This is a genomic window from Nocardioides deserti (assembly GCF_014266025.1).
In the GTDB taxonomy this organism is placed as follows: Bacteria; Actinomycetota; Actinomycetes; order Propionibacteriales; family Nocardioidaceae; genus Nocardioides; species Nocardioides deserti.
Genome location: NZ_JACMYC010000004.1, coordinates 160,064 through 179,629 on the forward strand (window position 1 = coordinate 160,064; position 19,566 = coordinate 179,629).

Sequence of the window (19,566 nt, forward strand, 5' to 3'; positions counted from 1 at the left end):
GCTCCGGCGGCGTACCCTGCTTTGCGTGGCGGACTGGAAGCGTGGGGTGCGCCGGGTGCTCTACCCGGCCTACGAGGCCCGGATGCTCCGCCGGCTGCCGACCGAGCAGCTCCCGAAGCACATCGGCGTCATGCTCGACGGCAACCGGCGCTGGGCCCGCGCCGTGGGCCGCGACACCGCCCACGGGCACCGCGCCGGCGCCGCGAACATCGAGCCGCTGCTCGGCTGGTGCGACGAGGTCGGCATCGAGGTCGTCACCCTGTGGCTGCTCTCGACCGACAACCTGAACCGTCCCGCCGCGGAGCTCGCGCCGCTGCTGGAGATCATCGAGGACGCCGTCGACACCCTGGCCACCCAGCAGCGCTGGCGGCTCCACCCCGTCGGCGCGCTCGACCTGCTGCCGTCGCGCACCGCCGAGCGGCTCAAGGCCGCCGCGGAGTCGACCCGCGAGGTCGAGGGGATGCTGGTCAACGTGGCCGTGGGGTACGGCGGTCGCCGCGAGATCGCCGACGCCGTCCGCTCGCTGCTCCAGGAGCACGCCGAGCGCGGCACCACGCTCGAGGAGCTCGCCGGCCAGATCGACGTCGAGCACATCGCCGACCACCTCTACACCAAGGGCCAGCCCGACCCCGACCTGGTGATCCGCACCTCGGGGGAGCAGCGGCTCGGCGGCTTCCTGCTGTGGCAGAGCGCCAAGTCGGAGTTCTACTTCTGCGAGGCCTACTGGCCCGACTTCCGCCGGGTCGACTTCCTCCGCGCGATCCGCGCTTACGCCCAGCGTGAGCGCCGCTTCGGCGCCTGACGCGGCCGACGGCGCGTAGGCCGTTCGGACGATGTTCACCGAGGTTCACCCGCGCGGACGGGCGTGTCGCCCTCGCCGGAGCGGGCAGCGGCGTACGTTCTGGCTCAGTGGCCGGTGGGGAAGCCGGCCGCGTCGGGAGGTCCGCTCGTGAGTGATCACGACTGCAGCGCACGACAGGCAGCCGCCTGCCGTGGGCGAGGGGGCCGGCACTCCGGCCTGCGGGCCCGGTCCCGGTCCAACCGCGTGAGCTAGGGACCGGGGCGTCGAGTGCGCGTGCCGTCCCGTGAGGGGTGAACCGTGCCGACCACGGCCAAGAAGACCCGGACCACCAGCAGCACCCGCACCTACGTCCTCGACACCAGCGTCCTGCTGGCCGACCCCGGCGCGCTCCGCCGGTTCGCCGAGCACGAGGTCGTGCTGCCGGTGGTCGTGATCACCGAGCTCGAGGGCAAGCGGCACCACCCCGAGCTGGGGTTCTTCGCCCGGACCGCGCTCCGGATGCTCGACGAGCTGCGGGTCACCCACGGGCGGCTCGACGAGCCGGTCCCGGTCGGCGACGAGGGCGGCACGCTGCGCGTCGAGCTCAACCACACCGACCCGCAGGCGCTGCCGTCGGGCTTCCGCCTCGGCGACAACGACACCCGCATCCTCGCGGTCGCCAAGAACCTCGCCGACGAGGGCCACGTGGTCACGCTGGTCTCCAAGGACCTCCCGCTGCGGATCAAGGCCTCCGCGGTCGGGCTGGACGCGGAGGAGTACCGCGCGGAGGCGGTCAGCGACTCCGACACCGGCTACTCCGGCATGGCCGAGCTTGAGGTCGCCGCCGCCGAGCTCGACGAGCTGTACGACGACGGCGTGCTCGACCTCGAGGTGGCGCGCGACATGCCGTGCCACCAGGGGCTGGTGCTGCTGTCGGACCGGGGGACCGCGCTCGGCCGGGTGGGTCCGGACAAGCGGATCCACCTGGTGCGCGGGGACCGCGAGGCGTTCGGCGTCCACGGCCGCTCCGCCGAGCAGCGGGTCGCGCTCGAGATGCTGCTCGACCCCGAGGTCGGCATCGTCTCTCTGGGTGGGCGCGCCGGCACCGGCAAGTCCGCGATGGCGCTGTGCGCCGGGCTGGAGGCGGTCCTCGAGCGCGGCCAGCACCAGAAGGTGGTGGTCTTCCGGCCGCTGTTCGCCGTCGGCGGGCAGGAGCTCGGCTACCTCCCCGGGTCGGAGGCCGAGAAGATGGGGCCCTGGGCCCAGGCCGTCTTCGACACCCTCGGCGCGATGACCTCCAAGGAGGTGATCGAGGAGGTGCTCGACCGCGGGATGCTCGAGGTGCTGCCGCTGACCCACATCCGCGGCCGCTCGCTGCACGACGCCTTCGTCATCGTCGACGAGGCGCAGTCGCTGGAGCGCAACGTGCTGCTCACCGTGCTCTCGCGGATCGGCGCCGGCTCGAAGGTCGTCCTCACCCACGACGTGGCCCAGCGCGACAACCTGCGGGTGGGTCGGCACGACGGCATCGTCGCGGTGATCGAGAAGCTGAAGGGACACCCGCTCTTCGCCCACGTGACCCTGACGCGGTCCGAGCGGTCCCCGATCGCGGCGCTGGTGACGGAGATGCTGGAGAACGTGACGCTGTAGACACTGGTCTGGACGAGTGTGGCCGGCGGGGCCGCTGTGACGCGTGTGCCACATGCTCCGCCGGTCCGTCTCGGAGGACGGCACGTCGCTTTGGCGGGCCGGCGGCATGTCGGGCATGGTGTCGGGGTTCCTGGCCTCTACCCCCGTGGATGACCCGCCTGTGTCGAAGCACGTCAAGCACGTCCCGAAGCACCGCCGCGCTCCCGAGCCGCGGCTCACCCGGGCACCCCGGAAGGCCCTGCGCACCACGGCCGTCCTCTCCGGCGTGGCCGTTGCCACGACCGGGGCCGCCGTCGCCGGCGGCGTCCTGAGCGGCCCGGGCGCGGTGAGCGCCGCCGCGGGCGACATCGCCGCCGTCGCGGACGACGCCCGCCTCAGCGGCTCGTCGTTCGCCGAGGAGCGCGCCTCCTCGGTCACCCGGTCCTCGGACCGCCGCGAGCAGGCCGACCCGACCAAGCAGGCGACCCTCGGTGAGGAGCTCGGCGCCGCGTCCGGCGAGGGCGCGACCCGCGCGATCACCCGCACCGAGGACCTCTCCGACGCCGACCCGCGCGACATCGCCCGCGCGATGCTCGGCGAGTTCGGCTTCTCCGCCGACCAGTTCTCCTGCCTCGACTCGCTCTGGGTCAGCGAGAGCGACTGGCGCGTGGACGCCGACAACCCCACCTCGACGGCGTACGGCATCCCGCAGGCGCTCACCGGCCTGCACGAGCTGCCCGCGGACTACATGACCAACGCCGCCTCGCAGATCCGCTGGGGCCTGGGCTACATCCGCGACGCCTACGGCTCGCCCTGCAGCGCCTGGTCGTTCAAGCAGGGCCACAACTGGTACTGACCGGGCGCTCGCCGACCGCCTCGTGATGCCCAGCGTGCGCCTGGGCGCACGCTCAGCAGCACGAGGCCGGAGCGAGTGCTCATGGGTGGGTCATGGACTCCACGTCGAGCGCCTCGTCGAGCTGCTCCTCGGTGACCTCGCCCCGCTCGACGAAGCCCATCTTCAGGACCGTCTCGCGGATGGTCGCGCCGTCGGCCAGCGCCTGCTTGGCGACCTTCGCGGCGTTCTCGTATCCGATGTGCTTGTTCAGCGGCGTCACCACCGACGGCGAGGACTCGGCGTACTGCCGCATCCGCTCGGCGTCCGCAGTGATGCCGTCGACGCAGCGCTGCGCGAGCACGGTGGACGACGTCGAGAGCAGGCGCACCGACTCCAGCACGTTGCGCGCCATCACCGGCATCGCCACGTTGAGCTCGAAGCTGCCGCTCGCGCCGGCGAACCCGACGGCGGCGTCGTTGCCGATCACCTGGGCGCACACCATGAGCGTGGCCTCGGGGAGCACCGGGTTCACCTTGCCGGGCATGATGCTCGACCCCGGCTGGAGGTCGGGCAGGTGGATTTCGGCCAGGCCGGTCGTCGGGCCCGACGACATCCAGCGCAGGTCGTTGCAGATCTTCGTGAGTCCGACCGCGATGGTCCGCAGGACGCCGGAGAGCTCGACGAGCGAGTCGCGCGTGCCCTGGGCCTCGAAGTGGTTGCGCGCCTCGGTGAACGGCTGCCCGGTGCGCTCGCCGAGCACCTCGATCACCCGCGCCGCGAAGCCCGGCGGCGTGTTGATGCCGGTGCCGACGGCGGTGCCGCCCAGTGGCAGCTCGCGGACGCGGGGGAGGACCGACTCGAGCCGCTCGGCGGCGTACCGCACCGTCGCTGCGTAGCCGGAGAACTCCTGGCCGAGCATCACCGGCGTCGCATCCATCAGGTGCGTGCGGCCGGACTTCACCAGCCCGGCGAACTCCTCGGCCTTGCCCTCGAGGCTGGTGGCCAGCACGTCGAGCGCCGGCAGCAGCTGCCTGGTGACGGCGAGCGCCGCGGCGACGTGGATGGCCGTGGGGAAGGTGTCGTTGCTGGACTGGCTGGCGTTGACGTGGTCGTTGGGGTGCACCTCGGTGCCGGCGCGCGCGGCCAGCGAGGCGATGACCTCGTTGGCGTTCATGTTCGAGCTGGTGCCGGAGCCGGTCTGGAAGACGTCGACGGGGAACTCGCGGTCGTGCCGGCCCTCCGCCACCTCGGTCGCGGCGGCGACGACCGCGTCGGCCCTGGCCCGGTCCAGCACGCCGAGCTCGCCGTTGGTGGTGGCGGCGGCGGCCTTGACCAGCCCGATGGCGTGGACGAGCGCCGGCTCGATCGGCGTGCCGGAGATCGGGAAGTTCTCGACCGCGCGCTGGGTCTGCGCCCGCCACAGCGCGTCGCGCGGCACCTGGACCTCGCCCATGCTGTCGTGCTCGGTCCGGAACTCCTGGGCTTGCGCCGAGGTCTGCCCTGGCGTCTGGTCTGCGTCGCTCACGCGGACTCCGGTACCCGGGCGACGTAGAGCCAATAGCGTTCGTCGCGGTCCTGCAGCCGGACCTCGTGCGGGTGCGCCTCCGCGGCGCCGAACGCCGCGCGCATCGCCTCCTCGAGCTGCGGGGCCTCCGCTGCTGACCAGACCACCAGGACGCCGCCAGGGCGCAGCACCTCGCGGACGGTCGCCAGGAACGGCTCGCGGTAGATCGCGGCGTTCGCGTCGTGCACGAGGTAGCCCGGGCCGTTGTCGACGTCCAGCAGCACCAGGTCGTACGTCGCCGGGCGGGCCTCCGCGAGCGCGACGGCCACGTCGGCGACGACGACCTGCACCCGCTCGTCGGCGAGCAGCGCCGGGCCGTGGGGGATCGTGCCGTCGCGCATCCAGCCGACCAGCGCCTGCTCGATCTCGACGACCGCGCAGCGCTCGACCCGGCAGTCGGCCAGCACCTCGTGCATGGTGAAGCCGAGGCCGAGGCCGCCCACCACGACCGCCCGTGGGTGCTCGACCAGCGCGAGGGCGGCGGTCGCGAGCGCGCGCTCGGTGCTGGTCTCGAGGGTGTCCATCACGAAGACGCCGTTCGCGCGCAGCTCCAGCGACGTGGGTCCGTGCGGGTCGCGCCGCTCGCGCAGTACCAGCTCACCGCGCTCGGACTCCGCCCGCGCGACCTCGACCTGCTCGTGCCCGTCCACCACTCGTCCACCACCTCGTCCACCACCTCGTCCACCACGGGGCGTTGCTCCATCGCCGGTCGTTCGTTGTCCCTGCGCGGACCGGCCGTTCGGTCCGCTCCGCTCAGATCAAGGAGACATCGTGGCACGCATCCTCCGGACCCTCGTGGCGCTCGTGCTGGTGGTGGTCCCCACCATCGGGCTGGTCGCCTCCACCTCGACCACGGCGAGCGCCGCCCCGTCGTACGGCCCGTGGAGCAGCGAGGTGCTCGGCCTCCAGGGCCGGGTCTCGCCGCCGGCGGCCGGCCAGGCCCGCACCTTCGTGCAGTTCCGCCGCACGCAGGACTCCGAGGGCCAGCGGCAGGTCCGCGTCGCCTACCGCCTCGGCGGCGGCAAGCGCGTCACCCTCGCCGCCCGCACCCTCGCGCCGGGCGCACGGACGCAGTACCGCACCGCGCCCGTGCGCTGCGGCAGGAAGATCACCGTGTTCGCCCAGGGCCGCTACCGCGCGGACGCCTCCAGCGCCTGGTCGAAGTGGTACGCCGTGAGCGCCACCTTCAAGCGCTCCTGCTGACGCACGCTCCTTCGGGTACCGGTCGCACCGACCCGAAGGAGAGTGCATGAGCGAGAACAAGAAGCAGTCCGAGGGCCAGGTCTCCGAGGCCGCCTCCATGGACCCCGACGCCCTGGACCAGCCGATCTCCGACGACCAGGGCGTCGCCGGCAACCCCGACCAGCCGCACGACGCGGACGGCGAGGGCGTCGAGGCGGGCCCCAACGCCAAGCCGCGCGCCAACCAGGAGTCCGCCCGCGAGGCCTGAGCCGGCGGCTCCGAGCGGACCGTCAGGTCCATCGGCCACCCGATGGACCTGACGGTCCCCCGACGAAGCTTCAGCGGCTCGCCGTGAGGTTCGTCGGCTACCCGATGAACCTCGCGGCTACCCGACGAGCCTCGTGCCGACCGCGAGGCAGGCGGGCTACTGCGCGGAGCGCACCCGCAGCCCGGTGAGGGGGATGGTGGTGGTGCCGGCGGGGTCGGTGAAGAAGTCGTTGCCCTGGTGGTCGACGACGATGAAGGCGGGGAAGTCCTCGACCTCGATCTTCCAGACCGCCTCCATGCCCAGCTCGGGGTACTCGATGACCTCCTGGGACCGGATGCAGTCCTGGGCGAGGCGGGCGGCGGGGCCGCCGATCGAGCCGAGGTAGAAGCCGCCGTGGGCGGCGCAGGCGTCGGTGACGGCCTTGGAGCGGTTGCCCTTGGCGAGCATCACCATCGAGCCGCCGGCGGCCTGGAACTGCTCGACGTAGGAGTCCATCCGTCCCGCGGTCGTCGGGCCGAAGGACCCCGACGCCATGCCCTCCGGGGTCTTGGCCGGGCCGGCGTAGTAGACCGGGTGGTCCTTGAGGTACTGCGGCATCTCCTCGCCGGCGTCGAGCCGCTCCTTGATCTTCGCGTGCGCGATGTCGCGGGCGACGACGAGCGGGCCGGTGAGCGAGAGGCGCGTCTTGACCGGGTGCTTGCGCAGCTCGGCGAGGATGTCGGCCATCGGCATGGTCAGGTCGATCGGGACCACCTCGCCGCTGGCGATGTCGTCGGCCACGCCGGCATCGGGCATGTACTGCGCCGGGTCGGTCTCGAGCTGCTCGAGGAAGACGCCCTCGGGGGTGATCTTGCCCAGCGCCTGGCGGTCGGCGGAGCAGGAGACGGCGATCGCGACCGGGCAGGACGCGCCGTGGCGGGGCAGCCGGACGACGCGCACGTCGTGGCAGAAGTACTTGCCGCCGAACTGCGCGCCGATGCCGAAGGACTGGGTCAGCTCGAAGACCTGCTGCTCGAGCTCCAGGTCCCGGAAGCCGTGCGCGGACATCGAGCCCTCGGTCGGGAGGTCGTCGAGGTAGTGCGCCGAGGCGTACTTGGCCGTCTTGAGCGCGAACTCCGCCGACGTGCCGCCGATGACGACGGCGAGGTGGTACGGCGGGCAGGCGGCCGTGCCGAGCGAGCGGATTTTCTCGTCGAGGAACGACAGCATCCGCTGCGGGTTCAGGATCGCCTTGGTCTCCTGGAACAGGAACGACTTGTTGGCCGACCCGCCGCCCTTGGCCATGAAGAGGAACTTGTACTCCGGCTTTCCCCTCCCGTCCGAGCCCAGCGTCTGGGGGGTGGAGTAGATCTCGATCTGCGCCGGCAGGTTGGTGCCGGTGTTCTTCTCCTCGTACGTCGTCAGCGGCGCGAGCTGGGAGTAGCGCAGGTTCAGCTGGGTGTAGGCGTCGTACACCCCCTGGCTGACCACCTCGCCGTCGTCGACGCCCGTGATGACGCCCTCGGACTTCTTGCCCATGACGATCGCGGTGCCGGTGTCCTGGCACATCGGCAGCACGCCGCCGGCGGAGATGTTGACGTTCTTGAGCAGGTCGAGCGCGACGAAGCGGTCGTTGCCGGACGCCTCGGGGTCGTCGATGATCCGCCGCAGCTGCGCGAGGTGCGCGGGCCGCAGGTAGTGGGCGATGTCGTGCATCGCCTCGCGGGTCAGCAGCCGGATCGCCTCGGGGGAGACCTTGAGGAACGTCTGCCCGTCCACCTCGACGGTGGAGACGCCCTCGGTGGTCAGCAGCCGGTACGGCGTGCGGTCCGGGCCGAGGGGCAGCAGGTCGGAGTAGCGGAACTCGGGATCGCTCGACACGAGCGCCCAGGGTACGCCGCGTGGTGCCGATGTCCGACGCCGGGAGTTCACCGGTCGGCCCCGCCGGGGCCGCGGGATAGTAACGTCCGCGACGGTCGTGCCCACAACGGTGCGCGAGGCGCGACCGCGCCTCGCCTCAGGAGGTAGACGTGAAGGTTCGTAAGTGGTTCGTCGTGCTGGCCGCGACGACGGCGTTGGCGGCGTGCGCGCCGCCGGCCGATGACGAGGGCGACGCCGGGTCGGGCGACGGTGGCACCGACGCCGCCACCGCCACGTCGGCGGAGGACTTCGGTGGCATGGAGGGGCTCGTCGAGGCCGCCCAGGAGGAGGGCACGCTCAACGTGATCGCGCTGCCGCCGGACTGGGCGAACTACGGCGAGATCATCAAGGCCTTCGAGGAGAAGTACGACATCGAGGTCGACTCGGCGCAGCCCGACGCGGCGAGCCAGGACGAGATCAACGCCGCGAACACGCTCAAGGGCAGTGACCGCGCGCCGGACGTCTTCGACCTGAGCCAGTCGGTGGCGCTGGCGAACACCGAGATGTTCGCGCCGTACCAGGTCGAGACGTTCGACGAGATCCCCGAGGAGTTCAAGGACCCGGACGGCGCGTGGGTCAACGACTACGGCGGCTACATGTCGGTCGGCTACGACTCCAGCAAGGTGCCGGACATCGACTCGCTCGACGACCTCCTCGGCCCGGAGTTCCGCGGCAAGGTCGCGCTCAACGGTGACCCGACGCAGGCCGGTGCGGCGTTCAGCGGGGTCGTCATGGCGTCGCTGGCCAACGGCGGCTCGGCCGACGACATCGCCCCGGGTGTGGAGTTCTTCAAGGAGCTGAAGGCGGCCGGCAACTTCCTGCCCGTCGACCCGACGCCGGCCACCATCGAGTCGGGCCAGACCCCCGTCGTCATCGACTGGGACTACCTGAACGCGACGGAGTCGGAGAAGCTCGACAGCTGGAAGGTCTTCGTGCCGCAGGACGCGGTCGTCGCGGGCTACTACTTCCAGGCGATCAACGCCGACGCGCCGCACCCCGCGGCCGCCCGCCTGTGGCAGGAGTTCCTCTACAGCGACGAGGGCCAGAACCTCTGGCTCGCCGGCGGTGCCCGTCCGGTCCGTGCGGAGGCGATGGCCGAGGCCGGCACGATCGACACCGAGCTGTACGAGGCGCTGCCCGAGGTCACCGGTGACCCGGTGATCCCGAGCAACGAGCAGACGGAGTCGATGGCGTCGTACCTCGCCGACAACTGGGCGAAGGCAATCGGCTGAGCACCGTCGCCCCTGTCACCGGCACGTCGACCACGACGTCCCGAGCACCCCGGTCGGCCCGGCGCGCGAGCGTCGGGCCGGCCGTCGGGCTGCTCCCGTTCTTGGTCTACGTCGCGATCTTCCTCCTCGTCCCGACGGTGACGGTGCTCATCGGCGCCTTCTCCGGCGAGGCGGGCGGCTTCACCCTCGACCGGGTGCGCGCCCTCGGCGAGGAGACCCCGCTGCGGGCGCTGCGGGAGAGCGTGCTGCTCTCGCTGCTGTCCGCGGCGATCGGCGCCGTGCTCGGCGCGGTCCTCGCGCAGCTGGTCCTCAGCGCGCCGCCCACGAGCGTCGTACGCCGCGTGGTGACGTCGCTGTGCGGCGTGCTGGCGCAGTTCGGCGGCGTGACGCTGGCCTTCGCGTGGCTGGCCACCCTCGGCTTCGGCGGCCTGCTCACCGAGCTGCTCGCCCGGACCATCGGCACCTCCGAGGCCGGCTTCCCGTGGCTCTACGAGCTGCCGGGCCTGGTGCTCGTCTACACCTACTTCCAGATCCCGCTCATGGTGATCGTCTTCCTGCCCGCGCTCGAGGGCCTGCGGCCGCAGTGGCGCGAGGCGGCGGTCAACCTGGGGGCGACGCCGTGGCAGTACTGGACCCGCGTCGCCATCCCGCTCCTGCGCCCGGCCTTCCTCGGCTCGGCGCTGCTGCTGTTCGCCAACGCGTTCGCGGCGTACGCCACCGCCGCCGCCCTGGTCAGCCAGGGCGCTCCGATCACCCCGCTGCTGATCCGCTCGGCGCTGACCTCCGAGGTCGTGCTGGGCCAGCAGGACTTCGGCTTCGCGCTCGCGCTCGAGATGGTCGTGGTCGTCGCGGTCGTCATGGCGCTCTACGCCTGGCTGCTCAAGCGCACGTCGAGGTGGCTGCGGTGAGCGCCGTCGTGGGCCGGGTGGTCCGCTACCTGCTGCTGCTGGCGTTCGCGGCGTTCTTCGCGCTGCCGCTCCTCGCGTTGCTCGACTTCTCCACCACCGACCTGCGCACCGGCGGCCGCACCGGCGCCGCCTGGGCCTCGCTCGTCGAGGACCCGACGCTGACCGAGGCGATCCGCACGTCGCTGCTGCTCGCCGCGCTGACGGTGGTCGGCATGGTCGTGCTGCTCGTGCCCACGATGGTCTGGGTGCGGCTGCGGATCCCGCGAGCGACCCGGCTGGTGGAGTTCCTGTGCCTGCTGCCGCTGACGATCCCCGCGCTGGTGATCGTGGTCGGGCTCGGCAACGTCTACGCCTGGGTCGACTACCTGGTCGGCGACTCCCCGCTCACCCTCGCCTTCGTGTACGTCGTGCTGGTGCTGCCCTACGCCTACCGCGCGATCGACGTGGCGCTCTCCGCGATCGACTCGACCACGCTGTCCGAAGCGGCCCGCTCGCTCGGCGCGGGCTGGACGACCGTCATCGTGCGGGTGGTCGTGCCGAACATCTGGCCGGGCGTCCTCGGCGCGGCGTTCATCTCCATCGCGCTCGTGCTGGGGGAGTACACCGTCGCCTCACTGCTCAACTTCGACACCCTGCCGGTCGTCCTCGTGCTGCTCCAGAAGAGCGACGCGCCGGCCTCGATGGCCGCCGCGCTCGCCTCCATCCTCTTCGCCGCCCTGCTGCTCGTCGGGCTCTCGCTGCTCGACCGGCGGCGACCCACCTCCGGGAGGAACTGACCCGATGACCACCACCCCTGCCGACACCACGCCGGGCCCCACGAGCAGCCCGGCCAGCACGTCCGGCGTCGCCGTCGAGCTCGCCGACCTGCGCCGCTCCTACGGCGACGTGCACGCCCTCGACGGCCTCGACCTGCGGCTCGAGCCGGGCGAGATGGTCGTGCTGCTCGGGCCCTCGGGCTGCGGCAAGACCACCGCGCTGCGCATCCTCGCCGGCCTCGAGCGGCCCGACGCGGGCACCGTGCTCGTCGGCGACCGCGACGTCACGCGGGTGCCCCCGAACAAGCGGGACATGGGCATGGTCTTCCAGGCCTACAGCCTCTTCCCGCACCTCACCGTGCTCGACAACGTCGCCTTCGGCCTCAAGCTGCGCCGCAGGTCCCGCGCCGAGCGGCGCCGCCGGGCCGGCGACATGCTCGACCTGGTGGGCCTGGGCCAGCACCACGACCGCTACGCCCACCAGCTCTCCGGCGGCCAGCAGCAGCGGGTCGCGCTGGCGCGCGCGCTCGCGATCGAGCCGGCCGTGCTGCTGCTCGACGAGCCGCTCTCGGCGCTCGACGCGAAGGTCCGCGTCCAGCTGCGCGACGAGATCCGGCGGGTCCAGCTCGACGTCGGCACCACCACGCTGTTCGTCACGCACGACCAGGAGGAGGCGCTCGCCGTCGCCGACCGGGTCGGGGTGATGAACGCCGGCCGGCTCGAGCAGATCGCGCCGCCCGCCGAGCTGTACGACGCCCCCGCCACGCCGTTCGTCGGCTCGTTCGTGGGCCTGAGCAACCGGCTGCCCGCGCAGGTCGTCGACGGCCGGGCGCGCGTGCTCGACGCGACGGTCGACGTGCTCCCCGGCTCCGCCACCGGCGCCGGTGTCGCGCTGGTGCGACCCGAGGCGGTCCGCGTGACGGCGGACCCCGCCGGCACCGCCACGGTCGCCTCCGTGGCGTTCCTCGGCTCGGTCTCCCGGGCGAGCGTCACGCTCGCCGACGGCACGCTGGTCACCGCCCAGCTCCCCAGCGCCGTGGCCACCGCGCTGCAGGTCGGCCGGCGGGTGCGGGTGGACGTCGAGCCGGTGCCGGTCCTGGTGGTGGCCGACTGAGCGCCCGGCCTAGGCTGACGCCCATGGAGGGCAGCCCCGTTCCCGGACCGCCGGACCCCGCGCGGCTGCGCGTCTCCGACGCCGACCGCCACCGCACCGCCGAGGTGCTGCGCGAGGCGGCCGGCGAGGGTCGCCTCGACCTCGACGAGCTGGCCGAGCGGCTGGAGGCCGCCTACGCCGCGAAGGTGTACGCCGACCTCGTCCCGCTCCTCGCCGACCTGCCCCACGCGCCAGGGGCCGCCCCGGCCGTGCCGACCGCGGGAGTGCCCGCGCCGGCGCCGGCGCCGGTCGCCGGCGGCGTACCCGTCCCGGCGCAGCGGCACGACCTCTCCGTCGCGATCATGAGCGGCTGCGAGCGCCGTGGCGTGTGGGAGGTCGGCGCGACCCACCAGGCGTACGCCGTCATGGGCGGGGTCGAGATCGACCTGCGCGAGGCGGTCTTCACCAGCCGGGAGACCGTCATCAGCTGTGGCGCGTTCTGGGCCGGGATCGACATCATCGTCAACGAGCGGACCCAAGTCGTCGTCGACGGCATCGGCATCATGGGCGCCTTCGAGCACGGCCGCGACACGGTCGAGGCGCGGATCGACGCGGACTCGCCCGTCGTCCGCGTCAAGGGCGTCGCGCTCATGGCCGGCGTCACCGTCACCCGCAAGGGCCCGCGCAAGCCCCGCAGGCGCCTCCGCGGCGGCCCGGACAACCCGCAGCTGTCCTGACTCCGGCGCCCGACCGGCCCCGCCGCCCGGGCTCCGTGCGGTCAGTGGGCGGCGGCGTCCTCGGCGACGTGCTCGGCTGCGGCGGCTGCCTCGGGGTCCTCCTTGGCCGGGACGCGCCCGGCGCGCTCCAGGTCGATGGTGAGGTTGTCGCCGGACTCGGGGTCGAAGAGGTGCATCTGCCGGGCGTCGACCCAGATCTCGGCCTCGTCGCCCTCGGCGATCCGGCTGGCGCCGTCGAGGGAGACGACGAGCTGGCTGCGCATCGTGTCACCGTCGAGGTCGCGCTCGAGCTGGGTGAGCTGCTCGCGGACCGCGTCGTCGGCCTCGAACGGGATGTAGGCGTAGGCCTCGTTGCCGAGCCACTCCACGACGTCGACCTTGGTGGTGAACGTCGAGCCGCGCTCGCGCTTGGACTCGTCGACGACCGAGGCGTCCTCGAAGTGCTCGGGGCGGATGCCGGCGATGAGCAGCTTGCCCTCCGGCACGAGCGAGGCCTTCTCCTGCGGCAGCCGGACGGTGCCGAACGGCAGCTCGACGGAGGTGCCGGTGACGGTCGCGGGGAGGAAGTTCATCGGCGGGGAGCCGATGAAGCCGGCGACGAAGAGGTTCGCGGGGTTCGTGTAGAGCTCGCGGGGGGAGGCCAGCTGCTGGAGCACGCCGCGCTTGAGCACCGCGACGCGGTCGCCGAGCGTCATCGCCTCGGTCTGGTCGTGGGTGACGTAGACGGTGGTGATGCCCAGGCGCTTCTGCAGCCGGGAGATCTCGGTGCGCATCTGGCCGCGCAGCTTGGCGTCGAGGTTCGACAGCGGCTCGTCGAAGAGGAACGCGTCCGCGTCGCGCACGATCGCGCGGCCCATCGCGACCCGCTGGCGCTGGCCACCGGAGAGGTTGCCGGGCTTGCGCTCGAGGTGCTCGTCGAGCTCGAGGGTCTTCGACGCCTCGCGCACCTTCTGGTCGACCTCCTCGTTGGAGGCGCCGGCCAGCCGGAGCGGGAACGCGATGTTCTCGAAGACCGTCAGGTGCGGGTAGAGCGCGTAGTTCTGGAAGACCATCGCCAGGTTGCGCTCGCGCGGGGCGAGGTCGTTGACGCGGCGCTCGCCGATGACCATGTCGCCGTCGGTGATGTCCTCGAGGCCGACGATCATCCGCAGCAGCGTCGACTTCCCGCAGCCCGAGGGACCGACGAGGATCATGAACTCGCCGTCCTGCACGTCGATCGACACGTCGTTGACGGCGGGGAAGCCGTCGCCGTACTTCTTGACGATGTTCTTCATGGTGATGGCGGCCATGGCGATCAACCCTTCACTGCGCCGGAGGTGAGGCCGGCGACGATCTTGCGCTGGAACAGCAGGACGATGGCGACGATGGGGAGCGTGGCGACCACGGCACCCGCGGCGAGCAGGGACGCAGGACGGCTGAACGGGTCGGGCCCGACGAAGAACGACAGCGCCGCCGGGATCGGCCGGGCGCTCTCGGTCGAGGTCAGCGAGATGCCGAAGACGAAGTCGTTCCACGCGAAGAAGAAGGTCAGGATCGCGGCGGTGAAGACACCGGGTGCGGCCAGCGGCACGATCACCTTGCGGAAGGCCTGCCACGAGGTGGCGCCGTCCACCTGCGCGGCCTGCTCCATCTCCCAGGGGATCTCGCGGAAGAACGCCGAGAGCGTCCAGATCGCGAGGGGGAGGGTGAAGGACATGTACGGGATGATCAGGCCCAGCCAGGTGTCGTAGATGCCGATCGTGCGCCACATGTCGAACAGCGGCCCGACGAGCGAGACCACCGGGAACATCGCGATCACCAACGCGGTGGTGAGCACGAACTTCTTGCCCTTGAACTCCAGGCGCGCGATGGCGTACGCCGCGAGCGTGGCGAGGATGACCGACAGCGTCGTCGCGATCAGCGAGATGCCGATCGAGTTCAGGATGGCCCGGCGGAACTGCTCGTCCTGGAGGACGTCGGCGTAGTTCGCCCAGCCGGCCCGGCCGCCCTCGGCGGGCAGGAACCCGAGGCTGCCGTTGGTGATGGCCTCCTGGGACTTGAAGGACAGCGAGATGATCCACACCACCGGCAGCAGGCACCAGGTGAGGACCGCGGCGAGCCCGATCCCGAGGCCGATCTTCTGCTTCATCGGTTCACCCCTCCTGCCGGGCCGAGGCCAGGTCGACGCGGAAGATCTTGACGATGAGGTACGCGACCACCAGCACCGAGAGGAACAGCAGCACCGAGAGTGCCGAGCCGATGCCCAGCTGGAACTGCTCGATCACCTGCCGGTAGGTCAGGAACGAGATCGACTCGGTGCCGTTCGCGCCGGCGGTCATCACGAAGATGTTGTCGAAGATCCGGTAGGCGTCGAGGGCGCGGAAGAGGACCGCCACCATGATCGCGGCCCGCATGTTCGGCAGGATCACCTTGAACAGCCGCTGGAACCACGTGGCCCCGTCGACCTTTGCGGCCTCGATCATGTCCTCGGAGACCTGCGCCAGGCCTGCCAGCAGCAGCAGGGACATGAACGGCGTGGTCTTCCAGATCTCGGAGACCATGATCGCGATCATCGAGGAGCCGTACTCCCCGAACCAGTTGAAGTTGTCCTCGATGAAGGGCAGCCAGGAGTTCACGAAGCCGTTGGTGTTGGAGAACGCGAACTGCCAGGCGAAGCCCGAGACGACGGTGATGATGCCGTAGGGGATGAGGATCGAGGTCCGGATGACGCCGCGGGCGAAGATCACGCGGTGCATCACCATCGCGAACGCGAAGCCGATCACCAGCTCGACGGCCACCGTGATGACCATGATCCCCACGGTGTTGAGGGTGTCGCGCCAGAACAGCCCGTCGCTGAGGGCCGTCAGGTAGTTCTGCAGGCCCACGAACTCCCGGTCCTCGGGTGCGGTGAGGCTGTAGTCGAACAGCGACAGGTACAGCGCGCGGAGCATGGGGAACGCCGTCACCAGCAGCATCAGCACGATGGCCGGGAGCACGAGCTTGCGGCCCAGGCTGTTCTCGGCCTTGACCCGGTCGGAGTCGGCGGGGGCGCCCCGCCCGGTCTTCTCCTTCTCCGCCGTCGCGGTCTGCACGGTCGCTGACGTCACAGCAGTGCCTCTCCGTCGAGGACGGCCCGCAGGAACTCCGCCGACTCCTGCGGCGTGGAGTCCGGGTCGACCGAGTTGGGCGAGTGCCAGCGCGACTGCACCGCGCTCGAGATCTGGCTGTAGTAGGCGCTCTTGGGTCGGGGACCGCCGGAGTCGATGCTCTCCCGGAAGAGGTCGAGCAGGTCCGCCGGGTAGGCCTCCTGCAGCTCGGGGGAGTCGTAGACCGAGCCGCGGGACGGCATCAGGCCGTCGTTGACGGCGAGCTGCGTCTGCGCCTCCGGGGAGCTCACGCACACGGCGGCCTCCTGGGCGTGCTCGAGGTTCTCCGAGAACGCGCCGACGCCGATGTCGATGCCGCCGATCGGGGGCTTGGACTCCTCGCCCTCGACCGTGCGGGGGTAGCGCGCCCAGCCGAGGTCCTCGAACTCCTCCTCGTCGGCCGGTCCACCGGTGCCGCCGACGGTCCCCTCGTAGTTCTTGTAGACGAACGTCCAGTTCGTCATGAACTGACCGGGGCCCTCGGCGGGGAACATCCGGCCCAGGCTCGTGCCCTCGTTGGAGGTGGTGAAGTCCGGCTGCGTGGCGCCGGAGTCGGCCAGCTTCTCGATCACCGCGGCGGCCTCCTTGCCGGCCTCGGAGTCGATGGTCACCTTCGCGTCCCGGCCGGCTTCGGTGTCCTCGACGATCGAGCCGCCCGCGCCCTGGATCATCGCGTTGATCCACACGACGTACGCCTCGTAGCGGTTGGCCTGCACGCCGACGGTGCCGCCCTCGGACGCCGCCGCGTCGATCACCTGGTCCCAGGTGACCGGGCCGCTCATGTCGAGCCCGGCGGCCTCGGCCAGCGACTTGCGGAACCACAGCACCTGGGTGTTGGCCCACTGGGGAGCGGCGAAGATCTCGTCCTCCCACTCGACGGTCTCGGCCGCTCCCTGGAGCACGTCGTCGTCGAGGACCTCGTCGGCGAGGTCGCCCTCGAACGGCGCCAGCCACCCGGCGTTCGCGAACTCCGGCACGAAGACCGGGTCGAGGCTCATCAGGTCCGTGGAGCTGTCCTCGGCGGCGAGCCGGCGGGCCAGCTGGGTGCGTTGGTCGGTCGCGCTGGTGGGCAGCAGCTGGATCGCGATGTCGTACTCGTCGGTGCTGCACTCCTCGGCCAGCGCGGTGAGCGTCTCCTGGCCGTCGGGGTTGATGTACCAGTTCAACGTCGGCTTGCCGCCGTCGTCACCGGAACACGCGGTCAGCAGCGCCGAGGCGCAGACGAGGGCGCCGATCCCGGCGAGCGCTCGTCGTCGAGATGGTCTGGTCGGTCGTCGTCGATCCATCGTGCCCCGCTCCGGAACGGTGGTGTGGTAGCGGTCACGTGCCCACTCCGAGGCGGTTCAACACCTGTCCCGGGCTGCCGTTCACCAGCGGGTTCCGCCGCCGGCCCGGCGCCCGGTGGCACTACTGTGAACGCCGTCACTTCACGACGGATCGTCCGGCACGTACCTGCCGGTGAAGGAACGAGGACAATTTCATGGCAACAGTGACGTTCGAGGGTGCCCAGCGCTGGTACCCCGGCGCGGACAAGCCCGCCGTCCCGGGCATCGACCTCCAGATCGAGGACGGCGAGTTCATGGTGCTCGTCGGCCCGTCCGGCTGCGGCAAGTCCACCACCCTGCGCATGCTCGCAGGGCTGGAGGAGGTCAACGCCGGCAAGATCTTCATCGGGGACCGGGAGATCACCAACACCCCGCCCAAGGACCGGGACATCGCGATGGTGTTCCAGAACTACGCGCTCTACCCGCACATGAGCGTGGCCGACAACATGGGCTTCGCGCTCAAGATGGCGAAGGTGCCGACCGACGAGCGACGCAAGCGCGTCGAGGAGGCCGCCCGGATCCTCGGGCTGACCGAGTACCTCGACCGCAAGCCCAAGGCGCTCTCCGGCGGCCAGCGCCAGCGCGTCGCGATGGGCCGCGCGATCGTCCGCAGCCCGCAGGTCTTCTGCATGGACGAGCCGCTGTCGAACCTCGACGCCAAGATGCGCGTCCAGACCCGCACCGACATCGCCAAGCTCCAGTCCGACCTCGGCGTCACCACCGTCTACGTCACCCACGACCAGGTCGAGGCGATGACGATGGGCGACCGGGTCGCGGTGATGAAGGAGGGCATCCTCCAGCAGGTCGACAGCCCGCTGCGGCTCTACGACAAGCCGGTCAACCTCTTCGTCGCCGGCTTCATCGGCTCCCCGCAGATGAACCTCATCGAGGCGACCGCCGTCGACGGCCAGGCCAAGATCGGGGAGTACCTCGTCCCGGTCGACCCGACCGCCGCCAAGGTCATGCAGGGCCGGATCACCGTCGGTGTCCGTCCCGAGGCGTGGCGCGTGGTGTCGGCCGCGGAGGGCGGCCTGCCCGTGCGGGTCACCGTCGTCGAGGAGCTCGGCTCCGACGCGTTCGTCTACGGCACCAGCGGCGTCCAGGGCACCCCGCACGACATCATCGTGCGCGTCTCCGGCCGCGACAAGGTGCGCAAGGGCGAGACGATCCATGTCACCACCGACCCCACCGACGTCCACGTGTTCGACACCGAGACCGGGGAGCGGTTGTCTGACTGAGCGAGCCGAGGCAGGGGCGGTGACCACTCCGGACACCGCCCCTGTCACGTCAGGAGCGCGGAGCGCCAGCCCTGTCCGCCGTACGCCGGATGGCGGCGGTGAACGTCTCGAAGAGGGCGGGCGGGGTGTCGTGGCCCATGCCGTCGATGAGCAGCAGCTCGGCGCCGGGCACGGCGCGTGCGGTGGCCCGGCCGCCGGAGACGTGCACCATCTTGTCGGCGAGCCCGTGGACGACAGTGGTGGGCACGCGCACGCCGCGCAGACGGGCGCTGCGGTCGGGCTGGGTGAGGATCGCGAGCATCTGCCGCATCGTGCCCTCGGCGCTGATGCCGCGGTCCCACGTCTCCTCGGCCCGGCGGCGGGTCTCCTCCTCGGGCTCGGGGTAGCCCGGGGAGCCGATCAGCCGCCACATCTGGCGGCTGGCCTTGACGTAGGCCTCGCGGGAGCCGCGCTTGTTGCCGATCAGCGCCGGCAACAGGTTGGGGTGCTGCCAGCCGACGGTGCGCCGGCCGGTGGTCGACATGATGCTGGTCATCGACAGCACCCGGCGGGGCTCGGTGATCGCCATCGTCTGCACGATCATCCCGCCCATCGACACGCCGGCCACGTGGGCGGCGTCGAGGCCGAGGTGGTCGAGGAGCCCGAAGGCGTCGGAGGCGAGGTCGGCCATGGTGTACGGCGGACGCACGCGGCGGCCGGTGAACGCCCGCGCCAGCGTGACCCGGGTGACCCGACCCTCCAGCCGGGAGGACCGGCCGGTGTCGCGGTTGTCGTACCGGATGACGAAGAAGCCGCGGGCGGCCAGCATGCGGCACAGGTCCTCGTCCCACCAGGTCATCGGCCCGCCGAGGCCCATGACGAGCAGCAGCGGCTCGTCGTCGGGGTCGCCGAAGGTCTGGTAGCACAGCTCGACGTCGGGCCGCACGGGCGCGAACAGCTCGGGGGAGGCGGCCACCGCCGAGGTCTCGGACGATCTGGCAGACATGGCTGTCAGT

The 19,566-nt window shown here is 71.5% G+C and carries 19 protein-coding genes; 11 read left to right on the forward strand and 8 right to left on the reverse strand.

From position 1 onward, the window contains the following. Positions 1-25: 25 nt before the first annotated feature. From H7344_RS08640 to H7344_RS08650, 3 genes are all read left to right on the forward strand, one after another. Positions 26-802, forward strand: coding sequence for an isoprenyl transferase (locus H7344_RS08640; protein WP_186345621.1), 777 nt, complete (start codon positions 26-28; stop codon positions 800-802). Positions 803-1,099: 297 nt separating this feature from the next. Next, entirely contained in the window at positions 1,100-2,431 is a 1,332-nt protein-coding gene (locus H7344_RS08645; protein ID WP_186345622.1) for a PhoH family protein, read from the forward strand. A 145-nt stretch (positions 2,432-2,576) separates the two neighbouring features. Then, positions 2,577-3,266, forward strand: a complete 690-nt coding sequence (locus tag H7344_RS08650; protein ID WP_229706909.1) for an aggregation-promoting factor C-terminal-like domain-containing protein — start codon at positions 2,577-2,579, stop codon at positions 3,264-3,266. A 79-nt stretch (positions 3,267-3,345) separates the two neighbouring features. Here H7344_RS08650 and H7344_RS08655 read toward each other — a convergent pair whose 3' ends face one another. Both H7344_RS08655 and H7344_RS08660 read right to left on the reverse strand, forming a co-directional pair. Beyond that, a complete protein-coding gene (locus tag H7344_RS08655) occupies positions 3,346-4,770 on the reverse strand; it encodes a class II fumarate hydratase (RefSeq protein ID WP_268238527.1) in 1,425 nt (474 codons plus the stop codon). Further along, positions 4,767-5,462, reverse strand: coding sequence for a spermine/spermidine synthase domain-containing protein (locus H7344_RS08660; RefSeq protein ID WP_308423319.1), 696 nt, complete (start codon positions 5,460-5,462; stop codon positions 4,767-4,769). The genes H7344_RS08655 and H7344_RS08660 overlap by 4 nt, the downstream gene beginning before the upstream one ends. A 118-nt stretch (positions 5,463-5,580) precedes the next feature. Between H7344_RS08660 and H7344_RS08665 the strand changes: the two genes are divergently transcribed. Continuing rightward, positions 5,581-6,012 carry a hypothetical protein gene (locus tag H7344_RS08665; protein WP_186345623.1) on the forward strand — a complete coding sequence of 144 codons (432 nt, stop codon included), beginning with the start codon at positions 5,581-5,583 and terminating at the stop codon, positions 6,010-6,012. A gap of 46 nt (positions 6,013-6,058) precedes the next feature. Further along, positions 6,059-6,259: a hypothetical protein gene (locus H7344_RS08670; RefSeq protein WP_186345624.1), complete on the forward strand. Its 201-nt coding sequence runs from the start codon at positions 6,059-6,061 to the stop codon at positions 6,257-6,259. Positions 6,260-6,415: 156 nt separating this feature from the next. On the opposite strand, the gene H7344_RS08675 is transcribed toward H7344_RS08670, so the two are convergent. After that, positions 6,416-8,119 carry a fumarate hydratase gene (locus tag H7344_RS08675; protein WP_186345625.1) on the reverse strand — a complete coding sequence of 568 codons (1,704 nt, stop codon included), beginning with the start codon at positions 8,117-8,119 and terminating at the stop codon, positions 6,416-6,418. Positions 8,120-8,268: 149 nt separating this feature from the next. On the opposite strand from H7344_RS08675, the gene H7344_RS08680 reads away from it, so the two are divergent. The 5 genes from H7344_RS08680 (at position 8,269) to H7344_RS08700 (ending at position 12,883) form a co-directional block, all read left to right on the forward strand. Continuing rightward, a complete protein-coding gene (locus H7344_RS08680) occupies positions 8,269-9,390 on the forward strand; it encodes an ABC transporter substrate-binding protein (protein ID WP_186345626.1) in 1,122 nt (373 codons plus the stop codon). A 101-nt stretch (positions 9,391-9,491) separates the two neighbouring features. Then, entirely contained in the window at positions 9,492-10,298 is an 807-nt protein-coding gene (locus H7344_RS08685) for an ABC transporter permease (protein WP_222130431.1), read from the forward strand. Further along, a complete protein-coding gene (locus H7344_RS08690) occupies positions 10,295-11,074 on the forward strand; it encodes an ABC transporter permease (RefSeq protein WP_222130432.1) in 780 nt (259 codons plus the stop codon). The genes H7344_RS08685 and H7344_RS08690 overlap by 4 nt, the downstream gene beginning before the upstream one ends. A 4-nt stretch (positions 11,075-11,078) precedes the next feature. Beyond that, entirely contained in the window at positions 11,079-12,167 is a 1,089-nt protein-coding gene (locus tag H7344_RS08695) for an ABC transporter ATP-binding protein (RefSeq protein WP_186345627.1), read from the forward strand. Between the two features lie 23 nt (positions 12,168-12,190). Then, complete coding sequence (locus H7344_RS08700) at positions 12,191-12,883, forward strand: DUF1707 SHOCT-like domain-containing protein (RefSeq protein WP_186345628.1); 693 nt, start codon at positions 12,191-12,193, stop codon at positions 12,881-12,883. Between the two features lie 41 nt (positions 12,884-12,924). Here the strand turns inward: H7344_RS08700 and H7344_RS08705 are convergent, their stop codons facing one another. From H7344_RS08705 to H7344_RS08720, 4 genes are read right to left on the reverse strand one after another with little or no spacing between them, the layout of a single operon-like run. Then, positions 12,925-14,172, reverse strand: coding sequence for an ABC transporter ATP-binding protein (locus tag H7344_RS08705; RefSeq protein ID WP_186345629.1), 1,248 nt, complete (start codon positions 14,170-14,172; stop codon positions 12,925-12,927). Positions 14,173-14,177: 5 nt separating this feature from the next. After that, positions 14,178-15,011 (reverse strand): carbohydrate ABC transporter permease, encoded by an 834-nt coding sequence (locus tag H7344_RS08710; RefSeq protein ID WP_186345630.1) that lies wholly within the window; start codon positions 15,009-15,011, stop codon positions 14,178-14,180. A 4-nt stretch (positions 15,012-15,015) separates the two neighbouring features. Next, a complete protein-coding gene (locus H7344_RS08715; protein ID WP_229706908.1) occupies positions 15,016-15,969 on the reverse strand; it encodes a carbohydrate ABC transporter permease in 954 nt (317 codons plus the stop codon). Then, positions 15,966-17,294 carry an extracellular solute-binding protein gene (locus H7344_RS08720; protein WP_186345631.1) on the reverse strand — a complete coding sequence of 443 codons (1,329 nt, stop codon included), beginning with the start codon at positions 17,292-17,294 and terminating at the stop codon, positions 15,966-15,968. The genes H7344_RS08715 and H7344_RS08720 overlap by 4 nt, the downstream gene beginning before the upstream one ends. A 194-nt stretch (positions 17,295-17,488) precedes the next feature. Between H7344_RS08720 and H7344_RS08725 the strand changes: the two genes are divergently transcribed. Then, on the forward strand, positions 17,489-18,571 hold the full coding sequence (locus tag H7344_RS08725; protein ID WP_186345632.1) for an ABC transporter ATP-binding protein: 1,083 nt from the start codon (positions 17,489-17,491) through the stop codon (positions 18,569-18,571). Between the two features lie 49 nt (positions 18,572-18,620). On the opposite strand, the gene H7344_RS08730 is transcribed toward H7344_RS08725, so the two are convergent. Then, the gene (locus H7344_RS08730) at positions 18,621-19,556 is read right to left on the reverse strand and encodes an alpha/beta fold hydrolase (RefSeq protein ID WP_186345633.1); all 936 of its coding nucleotides are present in this window, start codon (positions 19,554-19,556) and stop codon (positions 18,621-18,623) included. Between the last annotated feature and the right edge of the window lie 10 nt (positions 19,557-19,566).